Source organism: Pedobacter sp. AC402, assembly GCF_979252805.1.
Genome location: NZ_CEEDAI010000006.1, coordinates 16525 through 32297 on the forward strand (window position 1 = coordinate 16525; position 15773 = coordinate 32297).

17 protein-coding genes and 1 pseudogene are annotated in these 15773 nt (G+C 36.3%); 10 read left to right on the plus strand and 8 right to left on the minus strand.

Going from position 1 to position 15773, the window contains the following annotated elements; translation table 11 throughout:
* Positions 1–6 precede the first annotated feature (6 nt).
* From AC0IWE_RS04365 to AC0IWE_RS04375, 3 genes are read left to right on the plus strand one after another with little or no spacing between them, the layout of a single operon-like run.
* Positions 7–555, plus strand: a complete 549-nt coding sequence (locus AC0IWE_RS04365) for an Hsp70 family protein (RefSeq protein ID WP_471792084.1) — start codon at positions 7–9, stop codon at positions 553–555.
* Positions 506–904, plus strand: coding sequence for a hypothetical protein (locus AC0IWE_RS04370; RefSeq protein ID WP_471792085.1), 399 nt, complete (start codon positions 506–508; stop codon positions 902–904). Before AC0IWE_RS04365 ends, AC0IWE_RS04370 begins: the two co-directional genes overlap by 50 nt.
* A 46-nt stretch (positions 905–950) precedes the next feature.
* Positions 951–1277, plus strand: a complete 327-nt coding sequence (locus AC0IWE_RS04375) for an Hsp70 family protein (protein WP_471792402.1) — start codon at positions 951–953, stop codon at positions 1275–1277.
* A gap of 776 nt (positions 1278–2053) precedes the next feature.
* Here AC0IWE_RS04375 and AC0IWE_RS04380 read toward each other — a convergent pair.
* The 7 genes from AC0IWE_RS04380 to AC0IWE_RS04410 all read right to left on the minus strand — a co-directional run bounded on the left by AC0IWE_RS04380 (position 2054) and on the right by AC0IWE_RS04410 (position 6628).
* Positions 2054–2830 (minus strand): helix-turn-helix domain-containing protein, encoded by a 777-nt coding sequence (locus AC0IWE_RS04380; RefSeq protein ID WP_471792086.1) that lies wholly within the window; start codon positions 2828–2830, stop codon positions 2054–2056.
* Between the two features lie 452 nt (positions 2831–3282).
* A complete protein-coding gene (locus AC0IWE_RS04385) occupies positions 3283–3480 on the minus strand; it encodes a cold-shock protein (RefSeq protein WP_055907110.1) in 198 nt (65 codons plus the stop codon).
* A gap of 7 nt (positions 3481–3487) precedes the next feature.
* On the minus strand, positions 3488–3673 hold the full coding sequence (locus AC0IWE_RS04390; RefSeq protein WP_055907107.1) for a cold-shock protein: 186 nt from the start codon (positions 3671–3673) through the stop codon (positions 3488–3490).
* A gap of 189 nt (positions 3674–3862) precedes the next feature.
* Positions 3863–4870, minus strand: coding sequence for an aldo/keto reductase (locus AC0IWE_RS04395; protein ID WP_471792087.1), 1008 nt, complete (start codon positions 4868–4870; stop codon positions 3863–3865).
* 118 nt (positions 4871–4988) lie between these two features.
* The gene (locus AC0IWE_RS04400) at positions 4989–5891 is read right to left on the minus strand and encodes a helix-turn-helix domain-containing protein (protein ID WP_471792088.1); all 903 of its coding nucleotides are present in this window, start codon (positions 5889–5891) and stop codon (positions 4989–4991) included.
* A gap of 245 nt (positions 5892–6136) precedes the next feature.
* Entirely contained in the window at positions 6137–6319 is a 183-nt protein-coding gene (locus AC0IWE_RS04405; RefSeq protein ID WP_471792089.1) for a hypothetical protein, read from the minus strand.
* Between the two features lie 84 nt (positions 6320–6403).
* Entirely contained in the window at positions 6404–6628 is a 225-nt protein-coding gene (locus AC0IWE_RS04410; protein WP_055907098.1) for a cold shock domain-containing protein, read from the minus strand.
* 213 nt (positions 6629–6841) lie between these two features.
* Here AC0IWE_RS04410 and AC0IWE_RS04415 point away from each other — a divergent pair, with 213 nt between their 5' ends.
* The 5 genes from AC0IWE_RS04415 (at position 6842) to AC0IWE_RS04435 (ending at position 12590) form a co-directional block, all read left to right on the plus strand.
* A complete protein-coding gene (locus AC0IWE_RS04415) occupies positions 6842–7024 on the plus strand; it encodes a hypothetical protein (RefSeq protein ID WP_471792090.1) in 183 nt (60 codons plus the stop codon).
* A gap of 99 nt (positions 7025–7123) precedes the next feature.
* Entirely contained in the window at positions 7124–8542 is a 1419-nt protein-coding gene (locus tag AC0IWE_RS04420) for a PQQ-dependent sugar dehydrogenase (protein WP_471792091.1), read from the plus strand.
* Positions 8543–8642: 100 nt separating this feature from the next.
* The gene (locus AC0IWE_RS04425; RefSeq protein WP_471792092.1) at positions 8643–11351 is read left to right on the plus strand and encodes a PQQ-dependent sugar dehydrogenase; all 2709 of its coding nucleotides are present in this window, start codon (positions 8643–8645) and stop codon (positions 11349–11351) included.
* Between the two features lie 274 nt (positions 11352–11625).
* Positions 11626–12261, plus strand: coding sequence for an HAD family hydrolase (locus AC0IWE_RS04430; RefSeq protein WP_463495908.1), 636 nt, complete (start codon positions 11626–11628; stop codon positions 12259–12261).
* An 8-nt stretch (positions 12262–12269) separates the two neighbouring features.
* Complete coding sequence (locus AC0IWE_RS04435; RefSeq protein ID WP_471792093.1) at positions 12270–12590, plus strand: Mpo1-like protein; 321 nt, start codon at positions 12270–12272, stop codon at positions 12588–12590.
* Between the two features lie 637 nt (positions 12591–13227).
* Here the strand turns inward: AC0IWE_RS04435 and AC0IWE_RS04440 are convergent.
* Positions 13228–14413, minus strand: a pseudogene (locus AC0IWE_RS04440) (proline dehydrogenase family protein).
* Positions 14414–14507: 94 nt separating this feature from the next.
* Here AC0IWE_RS04440 and AC0IWE_RS04445 point away from each other — a divergent pair.
* Both AC0IWE_RS04445 and aroB read left to right on the plus strand, forming a co-directional pair.
* Complete coding sequence (locus AC0IWE_RS04445; RefSeq protein ID WP_131031553.1) at positions 14508–14714, plus strand: RNA-binding S4 domain-containing protein; 207 nt, start codon at positions 14508–14510, stop codon at positions 14712–14714.
* The gene (aroB, locus tag AC0IWE_RS04450; protein ID WP_471792094.1) at positions 14714–15772 is read left to right on the plus strand and encodes a 3-dehydroquinate synthase; all 1059 of its coding nucleotides are present in this window, start codon (positions 14714–14716) and stop codon (positions 15770–15772) included. The genes AC0IWE_RS04445 and aroB overlap by 1 nt, the downstream gene beginning before the upstream one ends.
* Position 15773 lies beyond the last annotated feature (1 nt).

Sequence of the window (15773 nt, forward strand, 5' to 3'; positions counted from 1 at the left end):
AAGCCCATGAGTAAGTTTTTATACGGAATCGATTTTGGAACAACCAACTCGGCTCTTTCTATCTATGACGAAGAAAAAAAGGAAATTATAGATACGATTTCGATTCCTTCCTTAATTTATTTTACGGAAGTAAAAAGCATGATTGATGGCGAAAACCACATTGTAGGCGAAAAAGCAATAGATGCTTACCTGAATGATGGCATGAAAGGCCGGTTTATTAAATCCATTAAACAGATTCTTTCGAGAACAACATTTACCGAAACCCGTATTCACAACAAAAGGTACTCAGCCTCCGATCTGGTTACGCTGATCCTTCAAGATTTGAAAGAAAAAGCCGACTTAATCACCGGCGAAGATTGCCAAAAAGCCATTATTGGTCGCCCGGTTTTCTTTGATGACGACAGCACCCAAAAAGATACCCTTGCCCAAACACGGTTAAAAAAAGCAGCAGAAAGTGCTGGTTTTACAGAAGTTCGCTTTCAGTTTGAGCCCATTGGGGCCGCATTTGCCTACGAGAAAACAATTAAAAAGAAAAGAACGTGTACTGGTAGCTGATTTAGGTGGTGGTACAACAGATTTTACTTACCTGATTTTAGATCCGGATAAAGTAGGTAGCAAAGATAGAAAAAACGATATGATTGCCTCAGGAGGCATTTATATTGGCGGCGATAGTTTGGATTCTGCCTTTATGTGGGACAAAGGAACGCCATATTTTGGCAAAAACACCATGTATGAAGCCACCCGTGGTAAAGTTCTAAATGTACCGAAATCACTATTCGCCAATATCTGTACCTGGGATAAAATGAACTTCTTTAATGGTTTAAAAATCCAGAAAGAGATAGAAGAATACTATTATTACTACAGGAAACGATCCGAAGTTCAAAAACCTAATCACCCTGATTGAAAATAATCTCGGTTATTCTTTATTCAGATCAATCGAAAAAACAAAAATCGAACTTTCCGACCAACAACTTTCTACATTTGCCTATAGCAATATGGAAATTGAGATTGACGAAAATATTTCGCTCGATCAGTACAATTCAATTATCGAAAAAGACATCAACAAAATCGATGCTTACCTCGATCAGTTTATGGAAACCTATAAAATAAATCCACAAGATATCGATTGTTTGTTTTTAACCGGAGGAACATCGATGGTTTCGGCAGTACAAAATCTGTTTAAGTGCAAATTTCCACACATACCGTTAAATTCTGGTGATAATTTTAAAAGTGTAGCCAAAGGATTGGCATATAGTGGCTATTTATTTGAAGAATAAAGGGTGACAATCAATATTGTCAAACTAAGTTTTTTTTAACCACAGATAGACACAGATAAACACGGATTTCTAAAACCATTATGTGTTAAGTTATAGGTTGGTTCCTGAATTACTAGAACTTAGTTGTTGTACAAATGAAATTATTTCCTATCCCTGGTCTGTGTCCTCACAGACCAGAATTTACTATTAACTAGCGTTTCACCGACCGAAATTTGATTAACATATAAAATAAATCATTCCCTATCCCTGGTCTGTGTCCTCACAGACCAGACTCTATTATCGGTTGGTGTCTCACCGACCGAAATTTGATTATTATATAAATAAATCATTTCCAATACCCTGGTCTGTGTCCTCACAGACCAGACTCTATTTTTAACCATAAATTCACACAGATGAGCACGGATTTCCTTATCTGTGTGAATCCTTTTTATCTGTGGTTAAAATAATTTCAATGTGTAAGCAATGCAATCTACCCAGCATCTACCAAACTGAATTTCCCCAAAAACAAAAGCATAGAAACACCTCAAATACAGCACTGTAAATAGCAAAATACAGCATCGTAATAATATTAGGAATAATTTTCTTCTTTAAGCGAAGATTTTATAATTTAGCGGATGTAAAATTGGTGCGGCTGATCATTGGATACAGTAAACAAGGCCTTACGCGTTAGGCGCAATAGCAATTGATGTTGTGAGGTTCGGAAACCTGTTTTCTAGAAGAGATGAAATCAAACTGATGGCCATTTCTTTGCCAGACGCACCAATTTTCATTTTTCGCTAAACCAATTTACTAAACTGCAGTGCAGAAATCCCCTTATGGCGTTTAAAGCTCGTCATAAATTTAGTGGTTTGTTCAAAGCCCAGCATATCAGCTATTTCATCAACACTAAATTCACTTTGAATTAACAATTCTTCTGCCTCCCTCATAATTCTATCTTTAATTAGTACGGTTAAGCTTTTTCCCAATACCCGGTCTAAAAATTTATTCAGTTTTCCTGTGCTCATGCCCATACCTTCTGCATAAAAAAGAATAGACCTTTCTGTTCTAAAATATTGTTCCAAAATAGCCCTGAAACGTAATACGTGTTGCAATTCATCTAAAGTTAACGCGGCGAGGTATCCGTCTAAACCAGCAGTAAATCCTAAAAATAAAGATAAGTATTGCGCCATAAAACGAATGTCTTTTTTAGCATTGATTTCCCCTTTTAACTGATCAAGTAAGGAGTAAGTTTTTGAAGACTCCGGATGTGTTAAATCACGATAAGATAAATTGATAAAAAGGTTTTTTGCAAGTGGATCTAAATGTTGCAGTAAAAACTCTGCATATAACAAACTACTAAAGTTTAGCCAATAACCTGAGGTAATTTTTCCTTCGAGCCTAACAAGTCCTTCTTCAGGAATAAAAAAAATTCTTTGCGGCATTAAATCATAATCGCCAGAATTCATACACAAAGAACCACTCGCCTCTTTAACGATCAGCATACGCATCGGATATATCGCTTGTAACGCACGCTCTCTATTAAAAACCCCGCTAATTGGCTCTAACTGTATCATAATAAACTTAAAGGATAAACATTAGTAAGACAGAAATAGTTCAACCAGGTTACAGCTTGTTAATCTTATTACAGGTTTACATTATTTTGTCAGGGCACAAATATCGCAAAAAAGTGCTCTAAAACACCATAAAGCCTAATTTATTAGACAAATATTAATCATTTTTGGCGAAAATTAAAATATTTGTAGGTGGAAAAACCAGCTATTAGACGAAACTTAAATATATAAATGCATTCAAAAAATATCATTAAGACAGTTTTTTGTGGAGAAAACAGATTTACAAATAGTGCAATTTCTTAAGAGGCGGAGAGCCTTTTAATTATATTATGAAAAAATCAAGAATAGCACGATCTACATTAATCCTTTTTTAAGATCACGTAATCAGTACCAATTAAATTAACATCAAAGTTTTTGGATAAGATGTTATATTTGAGAAAAATAAAAAAAGCTTGCTAAGCTGATAAAACGATTACTTTAACAGCCTCAACCCCTTTTTGGGTAAATTCGATATCGAACTGAACAATGTTATTCGGTTTGATCTCACCAATTACACCATGTGCAAAAACATCAACCTCTTTACCTCCGTTTGATGGGGTAATGCCGCCAAAACCTTCTTCGTTATTATAAAATTTTACTGTACCTAACCTCATATTTCCGTTAAATGAGTTTTACATTAACAGCATTAGGTCCTTTTTTGCCTTGAGCAATATCGAATTCTACGCGATCGTTCTGACTTATTTTATCAATTAAACCGGTAATATGGACAAAAACTTCATCCCCGTTTTCAGTAATAACGAACCCAAAACCTTTAGATTCATTATAAAATTTCACTGTTCCCTGCATTTGATTTAGATTTTAAAACATAAACATACGAAAACATAAAAAGGTTTATCAATTAAATAGATTTCGGGGTAAAAACTATAGATTAAAGAATAATTAATGATGATTTAAACATAAACCAGTTAAAAAAAAATGCCATAAACGAGGAAGTCATGGGCTAGGCCCCGACTTCTTTGTTTATTAACTGATACACTAAGCATTTACGAATTGCATTTGTGAAGCATCATAACGCCCGCCAGCTGTAATACCCACCGGAACAATTGATGCCAGTTTTTCTTTTTCGTAAGTACTCAATATAATTTGAGATGCTGCAGCATTTTCTTCGATATATTTAATCCGTTTTGTACCTGGAATAGCTATAATACCCTGATTAATTACCCATGCAAGTGCGAGTTGAGATGGCGTAATCCCTTTTTCGGCAGCCATGGATTGAATTTCTTTCAGTAATTCCAGGTTCTTGTAAAAATTCTCTCCCTGAAAACGTGGAATACTCCTACGAAAATCATCCGCAGCAAAATCATCCGGGCTTTTAATATCTCCAGAAATAAAGCCCCTTCCCAGTGGAGAATAAGCAACAAAACCAATTCCAAGCTCATTCAAGATATCCAATACGCCACTGGTTTCTGCCTCGCGCTCAAAAAGTGAATATTCACTCTGTACAGCGGTAATAGGGTGTATTTTATTCGCACGTTTAATGGTATCAGCAGAAACTTCAGATAAACCAATGTATTTTACCTTGCCTGCTTTAACAAGTTCGGCCATTGCGCCCACTGTTTCTTCTATCGGCGTATTAGGATCAACCCGGTGCAGATAATATAAATCGATATAATCGGTACCCAGATTTTTGAGCGAGCGCTCCACCGCTTTATTTACATATGCTGGCGTACCGTTAAAGCCCCAGGTTAATTGCTCCTGATCATCAATTTCGTATCCAAATTTAGTGGCAATGGTATATTTATCGCGGTTACCTTTAATTGCCTTTGCCAACAAACGCTCATTTAACAAAGGGCCATAAAGATCGGCAGTATCTATAAAATTGATACCAAGTTCGAGTGCTCTATGTACAGTGGCAATCGATTCTTGTTCATCTGCCTTGCCGTAAATATCTCCACCTGCAATTGTAGTCATGCCCATGCAGCCCAAACCCTGATCGGGCACTTGCAACCCTTGGCTGCCTAAGTTTATTTTTTTAATTTCCATCGTTTAAATTCTTAATTTTTGATAAACAAAGGTATAGCTGCAGCAAGCTTTGCCGATTAAACAAATCAAAGTGTTTATTAAAGAAATCAACTGAAAAAAAATAATGGAATTGGAACTGTTAAGCAGGCAAAATGCTGTTTCTAATTTTCATCGGCGTATAGCCGGTGTGCTTTTTGAAAAAATTATTAAAGTATGATGCGTATTCGAAACCCAGACTAAACGCTATTTCGGCAACACTCCAATTGGTTTGTGCCAGTAGCGATTTGGCTTCTGCAACAATAGCTTCATTAATAATAGAAGTTGTGGTTTTACCCGTTATTTCCTGTATTGCTGCATTTAAGTGATTTACATGTACCGCTAACCTATCGGCATAATCACCTGCTTTTTTGAGTTTCAGTGGTGCTTGAGGAGAATCAACAGGAAATTGTTTTTCTAAAAGAGTAAGAAACAGGTTGGTAATTCGTGATGCAGCATTGGTAGGATTAAAATAAGCCACGGCAGGCTGCATTTTTACGGCTTCATGGATAATTACATTCACAAAATTACGGATCAGATCATATTTATAAATATAATCACTGTCCATTTCTGTTTGCATCCTGATAAAAATGTTTTTCAAATACGTCACCTGTTCATCTTCTAACAGATAAACCGGATTTCCATCTGCTTTAAACAAAGTAGAATCCTGCAAGCTTTCCATACGGCTGCCCGTATGCAGAAAATCTTCGCTGAATACACAAAAATATCCATCGTAAACCGTTTCTTCATCCTTTGCATCCCATGAATATGGAATTAATGGGTTGGTGAAAACAAGAGCCGGCTTGTTAATTTCAATATCGCGGTTTGCATATAACAAAGTACTGCAACCCTTTGTAATTAGCGAGATTTTGTAAAAATCCCTCCTATTATAAGCGTTCAGCTTACATTTATCATCATTCATTCCCGCAACCCTAAATTGTATAGGATCGATGTGAATACCTGTAAATGAATTTGCTTTTTTGCCGGATATTGAATTTTGATACATGTTCAAAATTAAACAATTCAAAGCGAAAAATAACGCAATAAAATGTTTGCAGAAGTTGAACTAGCTCTTTTTACCGCTGAAAATCACAAAGAAAACACTAAAACCACCTAAAAGGAAAATTATTCCAAGTATCATATTTATTTTATCGCCCATGCTGTAATGTACAAACAAAATTTGTAATGACAATAGGCTGACATAAAATAATTTAAAAAAAATTTAATAGGCCTAGGCGAATATTTCTATTTCTAAATCTTTTTCACCTTAATTCCTACAAGTCCGGTTTGAGAAGATATGCGTTGGTAAACAACCTTATCGTTTATATTAAGTGATTTCGTTTTACGGATTAAAACTTTTTCTTTAAGCTCTTCATCCTCTACAAAACAGATCGGCTGATCTTTATGTAATGATACTATTGTTCCCTTTGCCATAATGAATCAATTATTTAATAACTGAATTAAATAGCTTAACGGGACTCTCCTGATTAGGAGATAAGCAAATTTTATAATCGAATGTTATACTAATTTTTTGGATTTAAGTTTTAGTGAAGATACACCAAAAATATTTTTAGCCACTACCCCGTTTTTATTAATTACGGTATCAAATTCAACAGTGCTGCCAATATATAAACCTTTTGCTTTACAATCTACAATATCAAAATATATGCTTTCCTGAACCAAATATTGTGAGATTAAACCAAATCCTCTTTGTTTGTTGTAAGCTGTAATTACGCCAATCATAAAAATTATTTTAGAAAGTTAGTCTAACATAAAACTAACACAACCAAAGCGATCCCAAAAACCCAGTAGACATTACTGCTCAATAAATAGATTACATACCCTTTTATGTTGATAAATTACCGATTTGCTTTACAACCTGTATTGATTTTAAGCGACAAAATAAAACATAGTACTGCTACATGCTGTTATTAATTATACACTAACCATCTTAATATGAAAAAGCTAACCAAAAACAGTTCGGAAGAAGATTTAGAAAACGTAAAAGCCGGAGATACCATTAAAGATGATACAGGAAAACAAGGTGAAGTTGCAGCGGTAGAAATTTTGAGCCGAAAATCTGAAAAACAATATTATTACAAGCTTAAAAACGACGGGACCATCCTCGTTATCAAATAGATTTACTTTTAATTAGATAACTCACATCAACCTATTTCTTATTAATATTAAATCCTATATTTAGGTGAGTAAAACGATTTATAAGATCCATTACAGCTAATGAGAACAAAACATGTTATTTTCCTGTCTTTTATGGCGGCATTTGCTTTCGTGAGCAGCTTTACTTATAAATCTACCATAAATGAGAATGATGTGTTTTTTAAAGTAGATACTTTAGCCAGAAACCTCACCGTTCCTTGGCAGATTACTTTTTTACCCGATCGTACCATGCTTTTTACCGAAAGGCCAGGTGCAGTTCGTCTTTATCGCAATGGAAAACTGCTCGATAAGCCAATCCTTCAGGTTAATGATATCAAAGCAGAAACCAAAACCGGTCTCCTTGGAATGGTGATTCATCCTGCTTTTACAAGAAATCATTTCATTTACATTGCACATAATTATGGAGAAAACAATCGTTTATGGCTCCGTGTGGTTCGTTATGAGTTTAGAAATGATACACTTATCCATCCAAAAATACTTATTGAAAAGATTCCCGCGGCAAGAAACCATACAGGCTGCAGGTTGGTTTTCGGACCAGACCAAAAGCTCTACATTTCTAGCGGCGATGCAGACCAACCAATTTTAGCCCAAGACCTGAAAACGTATAATGGTAAAATTTTAAGGATAAATGATGATGGGAGCATCCCTCCCGACAATCTTTTTGTTAAAAATGATACCGCACGGAAAGAAATCTGGTCATATGGACATCGAAATCCCCAAGGACTTACTTTCCAACCCAACACCAAACAATTTTTCGCAACAGAACATGGGCCAACCGGTGGCGATGAGGTAAATATTATTGAAAAAGGCGGTAATTATGGCTGGCCTGTTATCCACCACCAAGAAATTAAATCGGGTATGATTACGCCATTTGTGGAATATACACCATCTATTGGTCCGTCAGAAGCCATTTTTTACACCGGAAAGGCTTTTCCACAATTGAGCAATAATCTTTTGGTTGCATGTTTAAGAGGTGAATCGATTTTAAGAATCGAAATGGATAAAGGCAAAATAATTAAACAGGAAGTATTATTGAAAAAACAATATGGCAGAATCAGATCTTTGGTGGTTGGCCCCGATGGATACCTATACATTTCTACATCAAACTTTGATTTGCCCGAAAGCAAAGGTGAAAGACCATATGATATGATCCTCAGACTAAGGCCTTCGAATGCGAAAAACGGTCAGTTGGCTCAGAATATTTCTTCAAATAATAAAAATACTAGCCCCGCGGCTACAACGGCCAATCTTTTTAAACAGCTTTGTGCTTCATGCCATGGCGATAAGCTACAGGGCACAGCAACTGTTTACAGTTTGATCGGGCAAAAATTTAAACATGGAGCCGATAAGCAAGCCATTATAAATACTATCAATAATGGAATTATAGAAAAAGGAATGCCAGCGTGGAATGGTGCCATTAGCAAAAAAGACATAGAAGCCCTGGCCGATTTTATTTTGAAAACATCAAAAACTGATTAGTGATTAGCGAATTTAAATCAATCTTTCGCATAAATTTTGATACAATACCGCTCGATAAAAAACTATATTCTATATTTATAAAAATCCCTCAGCCAAATAGATGAAAACAAGATTTATCCTATTGATAGCTGCAATTGCAGTTTTATTTATTTCCGCAACAACTCTAAACAAAAATATTTACAAGCGTAAAACTTTCGATTTATTTAATAAAAATAAAATTGATACGCCAGATCAGGACCGGTTTGTTAAAGTAACCCTTGCACAGGGCGAATTTACTGAACCCACTGAAATGACCGTACTTCCGAACCTCGATATCTTGGTTGCCCAGCGTAGGGGCGAGTTATTAATTTATAAGAATCAAACCAAAAAAATTAAAGAGGCAGGTAAACTCGATGTTTACTTTAAAACCAACACTCCTGATGTTAATGCAGAAGAAGGTTTATTGGGTATGGCTGCAGATCCTAAATTTGCGGTAAATAAATATATTTACCTTTTTTACAGTCCGTTTGATAAGTCGGTAAACAGATTATCGAGATTTGAACTGGTGAATGATCAGCTCGTTAAAGAATCTGAAAAAATCGTTCTCGAATTCTATTCACAGCGCGAAATATGCTGCCATACAGGTGGTTCAATTGCGTTTGGATCGGATAACTTACTTTATGTTTCCACAGGTGATAACTCCACTCCTTTTGATGTGCCAAAACAGCAATATGTAAATAAAGGATATGCCCCGCTTGACAATAGAAAAGGACTCGAACAATATGATGCCAGAAGATCGGCCGGTAATACCAACGATTTAAGGGGTAAAATATTAAGAATAAAAGTAAATGAAGATGGCACTTATAGCATTCCGGATGGAAATCTTTTCCCGAAAGACAATCCAAAAACAAGGCCTGAAATTTATGTAATGGGCGATCGGAACCCATACCGCATTTCTGTTGATCAAAAAACCAATTTTTTATATTGGGGTGAAGTTGGCCCTGATGCAAGTAACGATGATGCTTTAAGAGGACCAAGGGGTTATGATGAAGTAAACCAGGCGCGCAAAGCAGGTAATTTTGGCTGGCCCTTATTTATTGGCAATAACTATCCTTATAAAGCCTACGATTATACAAATGGAGCCAACGGAAATGCTTTCGATCCTGCAAAGCCGATCAATAACTCGCCAAATAATACGGGACTGGAAGAGCTTCCACCAGCGCAACCAGCTTATATATGGTATCCTTATGGCGAATCGAAGGAGTTTCCTCAGGTGGGCGCAGGCGGCCGTACAGCAATGGCTGGCCCGGTTTATTATGCTACGGCAAATTCTCCATACCCTGCTTATTATAATGGAAAACTGATTATTTATGAATGGGTTCGTGGATGGGTTAAAGCAGTAACTATGAATGCACAGGGCGATTATGTAAGCATGGAGCCTTTTATGGGGAATGTTTCTTTGGCCGCACCAATTGATATGGAACTCGGGCCGGACGGAAAAATTTACGTTCTAGAATATGGTAAAGGCTGGTTTACGAAAAATCCGGATGCAGCAATAACAAGAATCGACTACCTTAAAGGAAACAGGCCACCAAAGGTAGAAAGCCTTAATATTACCAAAACCAGTGGCTTACTTCCATACAAATTAAACGCAAATGTTTCGGCTAAAGATGCTGATGGTGATGCCTTAACCTATGTGTGGAACCTTGGAAAAGGAGTTATTAAAACCACCACTACACCAAATTTACAATATACTTTTACAAAAGCAGGCGAATATCCGGTAAGTGTAACTGTAATGGATAAAAGCAAAGCTTCAGCAAAAAGCCAGGTAATTTCTGTTTTTGCCGGCAATGAACATCCTAATGTAAGTATAGATTTAGCGGGTAACAAAACTTTTTATTTCCCGAATAAACCTGTTGATTATAAGGTATTAGTGAGTGATAAAGGTGCCAAAGTAAATAACAGCCGCATTTATATTTCCCATACCTATACCGAAGGCACAGATTTAGCAGGTGCACAACTTGGTCACCAGCAGGCTGCACAAACCATGGTGGGCAGGGCTTTAATGCTTAAAGCCGATTGTAGCACCTGCCATAAAGAATCTGCTGTTTCTATCGGGCCTGCTTTTGAAAAAATTGCAGCCAAGTACAAGAACGACAGCAAAGCTTCGGATTACCTGGCTTCGAAGGTAATTGGCGGTAGTCAAGGTGTTTGGGGAGAAGTACCTATGCCTGCGCATACCGCAATGAAAGTGGCTGATGTTAAAAAAATTACAGAATGGATTATGACATTGGGTAATAAAGAGGCTGTTAAAGCTTCACTTCCAACTTCGGGTAAAATTGTTCCGCCGGCAACTACTGACAAAAAGAAATCGGTACTAACCTTAAAGGCAACTTATACTGATGCAGGTGCCGCAGGTTTAAAACCATTGACCACAACCAATACCATCAATCTTAAAAGCAGTGTAATTGATGCTGATGACCTTAAAGATTTTTCAGGATTTCAGCGAAAAGACGTTTTTGGTGGCGAAAAATTGGTATTGACTAAGGATATGGGATGGATAGCGATTAAAAATGTCGATTTAACCAGTATTTCAGGCTTTAGTTATTCATTTCTGAACTTTGATCCGGGAGCTGATGGAGAAATCGAAATCAGATTGGACGATAGTAAAGGAATTATGATTGGAAAATCGACCTTCAGAAAAAGTATTCCTATAAATATGATATCGGATGGAAAATTTCATAGTATCTATTTTGTATTTAAAGAGCTAAAAACTGGCGACAAAAAGAACCGACCAATTATTCAATCGATTACTGTAGAACCTAAGTAATTACCAAGAATTTTTGTTGCTATTATTCCATAGCAGGCGGGAATCTTAATGCAAATAGAAATTAAAAATAAATACATGAAGATTATCATAAACAAAATCTTCGTGGCTAATGATTTGCCCCGCTAGCTATCTGAATGATAACGACGCTTATGCTAAAATATCACGCCCGAAACCAATACTAATGTGTTTCGGGCTTTTTATTGTAAAAAAATACGGTTAAACGCCTTTCATTAAATCAACAATAATATCTTTGCAGCAAATCCTGATGATTTCCATGCAAAACATTAAAAACATTATTTTCGATTACGGAAACGTAATATTTGATATCGATTTCAGAATTGCACAAGCCTCTTTTCAAAAACTGGGCATTACTGATATTGAAAACTTCTTCGCACATAAAGGACACAATAAATTATTTGACGATTTCGAAACCGGTGCCATCTCACCAGCTGAATTTAGGGCAGGAATTAGAAATGCAGCAAACAAACCAGAACTTACCGACGGACAGATTGATGATGCATGGAACAGTTTATTAATTGGAACAATACAAGAAAACCACGACTTGCTGCTTGAAGTTAAAGCAAAATACCGCACTTTTTTATTGAGCAACAACAATGAAATCCATTACGATTGGATAATTAACTACCTGAAAACAAGTTTCCAGATCAATAATTACGATGCTTATTTTGAGAAAGCTTATTTCTCGCAGCACATGAAATTGCGTAAGCCAAACACCAACATTTTTGAACAGGTATTAAAAGACAATAATTTAAATCCAGCCGAAACTTTGTTTATTGATGATAGTCCGCAACATATAGAAGGTGCTAAAAAAGTTGGGCTAAATACCTTGTTAATGACTGAAAAACCAGCTCAATTGGGTGCTTTTTTAAAAGCAAATGGAATTTTGTAAATTACTACATGGCAGGAAAAAAGTTTAATTCGCTTAAAGAGTTCTACCCTTTTTACTTATCAGAACATACCAATACCACATCGCGTATTTTACATTTTATTGGTACTGGATTGGTTTGCTTGGCCTTTTTTACCGGTTTTCTTTTTCATAACTGGCATTTTTTCCTGGCAATACCTGTTTTAGGGTATGGCTTTGCATGGATTGGGCATTTTTTCTTCGAAAAGAACAAACCCGCCACTTTTCAATATCCAGGTTATAGTTTGGTAAGCGATTTTATCCTTTTTTACGATTTGCTCAGCGGCAAACAATCTTTTGTAGTTAAGAAATAAATCCAGCATCACGATTACCAAGATTCGTCTCCCTGAATTCATTTCAGGGTCTTTTTAAAACAAGGTAATTACTGAAATAAATTCATTACGGCGATTCCCAAGATTCGTCTCCCTGAATTCATTTCAGGGGTCTTTTAACGCAACATAATTACTGAAATATATACAGAACAACGATTCCCAAGATTCGTCTCCCTGAATTCATTTCAGGGTCTTTTTCAAGCAAGATAATTACTGAAATAATCCAGCACGACGATTCCCAAGATTCGTCACCCTGAATTCATTTCAGGGTCTTTTAATGCAACATAATTACTGAAATAAATTTCAGCACGGCGATTGCCAAGATACGTCTCCCTGAATTCATTTCAGGGTCTTTTTAAAGCAAGGTAGTTACTGAAATAAATTCAGTACGGCGATTCCCAAGTATTCGTCTCCCTGAATTCATTTCAGGGTCTGTTTAAAGCAATATAGTTACTGAAATAAATTCAGCATGAGGATATGAAAAAAAATCGTCATCTCGACTGAAGCGCAGCGAAATGGAGAGATTTATCTGTTTAAAATTCTCGACTGCGCTACAATCCGCTCAAAATGACGATTCCGTGGTTAACTTTAAACCACTATATGTTTTACCGAAACTGAATTATAGTTTCCTTCTTTTTAATTCTCTTTCAATTAAACCCAACTCACGACCTGTTTGTCCGGCTACAGAAGTATTTTCTTTGCGCCCTTCTAAATAAGTAAGGCATTACAGCTTTAATCGGCCCATAAGGAACATATTTGGCTACATTGTAATTAGAATCAGCAAGGTTAAAACTTAGGTTATCGCTCATACCTAACAATTGTGCAAAGTATACGTGAGGGTGATTATGGCTGATATTTTTTTCTTCTAAAAGATAAGTCAGTAAACGGCTGCTATCTTCATTGTGCGTTCCGGCAACAATGGCAATTTCATCAATATGATCAACACAATAACGTAACGATTCGTTATAATCGCGGTCAGATGCTGCTTTATCTGGTTGGATTGGTGAAGGATAACCCATTTCCAAAGCGCGTTTACGTTCTTTTTCCATGTAAGCACCACGTACCATTTTAACACCCAGGATAAAACCATCCGCTTTTGCAATCAGATGGTCGGCTTTCATATCTGCTAATTTATCATGGCGGTACATTTGGTAGGTATTGTAAACAATAATACGCTCACGGTTAAATTTACGCATCATGTCTAAAGCCAGTTCATCAATCGTATCTTGAATCCAGGTTTCTTCTGCATCAATCATAACCGGCACACCTTTATCAAAGGCAGTTTTACAGATCATTTCGCAACGAAGCTTTACTTTTTCAAATTCTGCTTTTTCTGCGTCATTTAAAGTTTGCTTAGCATCCAGTTTCTGTAATAGGGCAAAACGGCCAATTCCGGTAATTTTGAAAACAGTAATCGGAATTTTTGAATCACCATCTGCACGTACAATGGTGCGGATAATTTCGGCACAGGTTTCATCAAAAACCTGTTCTTCATCTTCACCCTCTACCGAGTAATCCAAAATAGTTCCTACACCGCCTTTATCCAGCTGCTCAATGGCTTTATTACATTCGGCAATGGTTTCGCCACCGCAAAACTGCTGAAAAATGGTGGCTTTAATTGCTCCCTGAATTGGCAAACCAATATTTAAAAAGAAATTGGTAATGGCCGGTCCAACTTTGGTTAAAAAATTACTGCCGATCATTTTAAAAAGCCAATAGGCTTTTTTTAGTTCATTGTTAGATTTTTGACGGAAAGCAATCTCCGTGTTATCGAAATTTGGTTGTTTGTTGGGGGATAAATCCATTTTTATCAGTATAATAAGTCAGATTGGTGCAAAATTATAAAAAGCATTGGTTGTTAAAACTAAAAACCTTTAAATTATCGTATTTTTGCATAAAATGATACAATTTAAATTAGAAGGCGAATTTATTCCATTAATCCAACTGTTAAAAGCAAGCGGATTGGTTGGCAGTGGCGGTGATGCCCAAACCGTTGTAGAAGATGGTTTAGTAAAAGCGAACGGAGAAGTCGAATTCCGCAAACGTTATAAGGTTAGGGTTGGCGATATTATTACTTTTGGCGAAAATAAAATAGAAGTTATTTAATGGAACCACTAACAAGCGCAGGCCACACCCTATATTTCGAAAGTAACCTTGAAGCACTTAAAACGCTTTTAGAGAGTAATAAATACAGCAAAGTTTTTGTTTTGGCTGATGAGCATACCAGCGAAATCTGCCTGCCACTTTTTCAATCACTTTTAGATGATTTTTCTGAGTTTGACCTCATTGAAACATCGGCAGGTGAAGAAAATAAAAATATTGATTTTTGTATCGGAATCTGGAAAACCTTATTGGATTTTGAAGCCGACCGCAAAAGTTTAATGATCAATTTAGGTGGTGGCGTAATTACCGATATGGGTGGGTTTATTGCATCTACTTACAAAAGAGGTATCGATTTCATTAATGTACCCACTACCCTTTTATCACAGGTTGATGCCTCAGTAGGTGGTAAAACGGGCATTGATATTGATAATGTTAAAAACATGGTAGGTACTTTTACCTTGCCGCAAATGGTTTTTATAGAAACAGCCTTTCTAAAAACTTTGCCCCAACGTGAGCTTTTATCAGGTTTTGCCGAAATGATCAAACATGGTTTGATTTACGACAAACCATATTACGAAAAATTAAAAGCCAGCAATTACCTTAGCCCATCGGCTGAAGATATTTACCGTTCGGTAGAAATTAAAAACGAAGTGGTAACCATCGATCCGCACGAGAAGAATTTTCGGAAAATTTTAAACTTCGGCCATACCATTGGGCATGCCGTAGAAGGATATTCATTGGCAAATGATGAAAATCCATTAACACATGGAGAAGCTATTGCCATTGGTTTTGTGTGCGAAGCAGCATTATCAATCAAAAACAGTACACTAACAAAAGAAGAACTGAATGATATTAGCGGATATATTTTATCACTTTATCCAAAATACCACATCAAAAAAGAAAGTTTTGATACACTTTTAGAATTGATGCAAAGCGATAAAAAAAATGAAGATGGAAACATACTTTTTTCGCTCTTGGAAAACACCGGTAAATGCACGTTTAACTGCCGTGTAAGTACTGCTGATATTTTAAGCAGTTTGGATTATTATAACAGTTTATAAA

Bases quoted from the DNA above. Each gene is read 5' to 3' on its own strand.
- AC0IWE_RS04410 (WP_055907098.1), bottom strand. From the start codon at position 6,628: ATGATTGGCGTAATTACAGCTTACAACAAACAAAGAGGATTTGGTTTA.
- AC0IWE_RS04385 (WP_055907110.1), bottom strand. From the start codon at position 3,480: ATGAGGTTAGGTACAGTAAAATTTTATAATAACGAAGAAGGTTTTGGC.
- AC0IWE_RS04405 (WP_471792089.1), bottom strand. From the start codon at position 6,319: ATGGCAAAGGGAACAATAGTATCATTACATAAAGATCAGCCGATCTGT.
- AC0IWE_RS04390 (WP_055907107.1), bottom strand. From the start codon at position 3,673: ATGCAGGGAACAGTGAAATTTTATAATGAATCTAAAGGTTTTGGGTTC.
- AC0IWE_RS04430 (WP_463495908.1), top strand. From the start codon at position 11,626: ATGCAAAACATTAAAAACATTATTTTCGATTACGGAAACGTAATATTT.
- aroB (WP_471792094.1), top strand. From the start codon at position 14,714: ATGGAACCACTAACAAGCGCAGGCCACACCCTATATTTCGAAAGTAAC.
- AC0IWE_RS04380 (WP_471792086.1), bottom strand. From the start codon at position 2,830: ATGATACAGTTAGAGCCAATTAGCGGGGTTTTTAATAGAGAGCGTGCG.
- AC0IWE_RS04420 (WP_471792091.1), top strand. From the start codon at position 7,124: ATGAGAACAAAACATGTTATTTTCCTGTCTTTTATGGCGGCATTTGCT.
- AC0IWE_RS04365 (WP_471792084.1), top strand. From the start codon at position 7: ATGAGTAAGTTTTTATACGGAATCGATTTTGGAACAACCAACTCGGCT.
- AC0IWE_RS04445 (WP_131031553.1), top strand. From the start codon at position 14,508: ATGATACAATTTAAATTAGAAGGCGAATTTATTCCATTAATCCAACTG.
- AC0IWE_RS04435 (WP_471792093.1), top strand. From the start codon at position 12,270: ATGGCAGGAAAAAAGTTTAATTCGCTTAAAGAGTTCTACCCTTTTTAC.
- AC0IWE_RS04425 (WP_471792092.1), top strand. From the start codon at position 8,643: ATGAAAACAAGATTTATCCTATTGATAGCTGCAATTGCAGTTTTATTT.
- AC0IWE_RS04415 (WP_471792090.1), top strand. From the start codon at position 6,842: ATGAAAAAGCTAACCAAAAACAGTTCGGAAGAAGATTTAGAAAACGTA.
- AC0IWE_RS04395 (WP_471792087.1), bottom strand. From the start codon at position 4,870: ATGGAAATTAAAAAAATAAACTTAGGCAGCCAAGGGTTGCAAGTGCCC.
- AC0IWE_RS04400 (WP_471792088.1), bottom strand. From the start codon at position 5,891: ATGTATCAAAATTCAATATCCGGCAAAAAAGCAAATTCATTTACAGGT.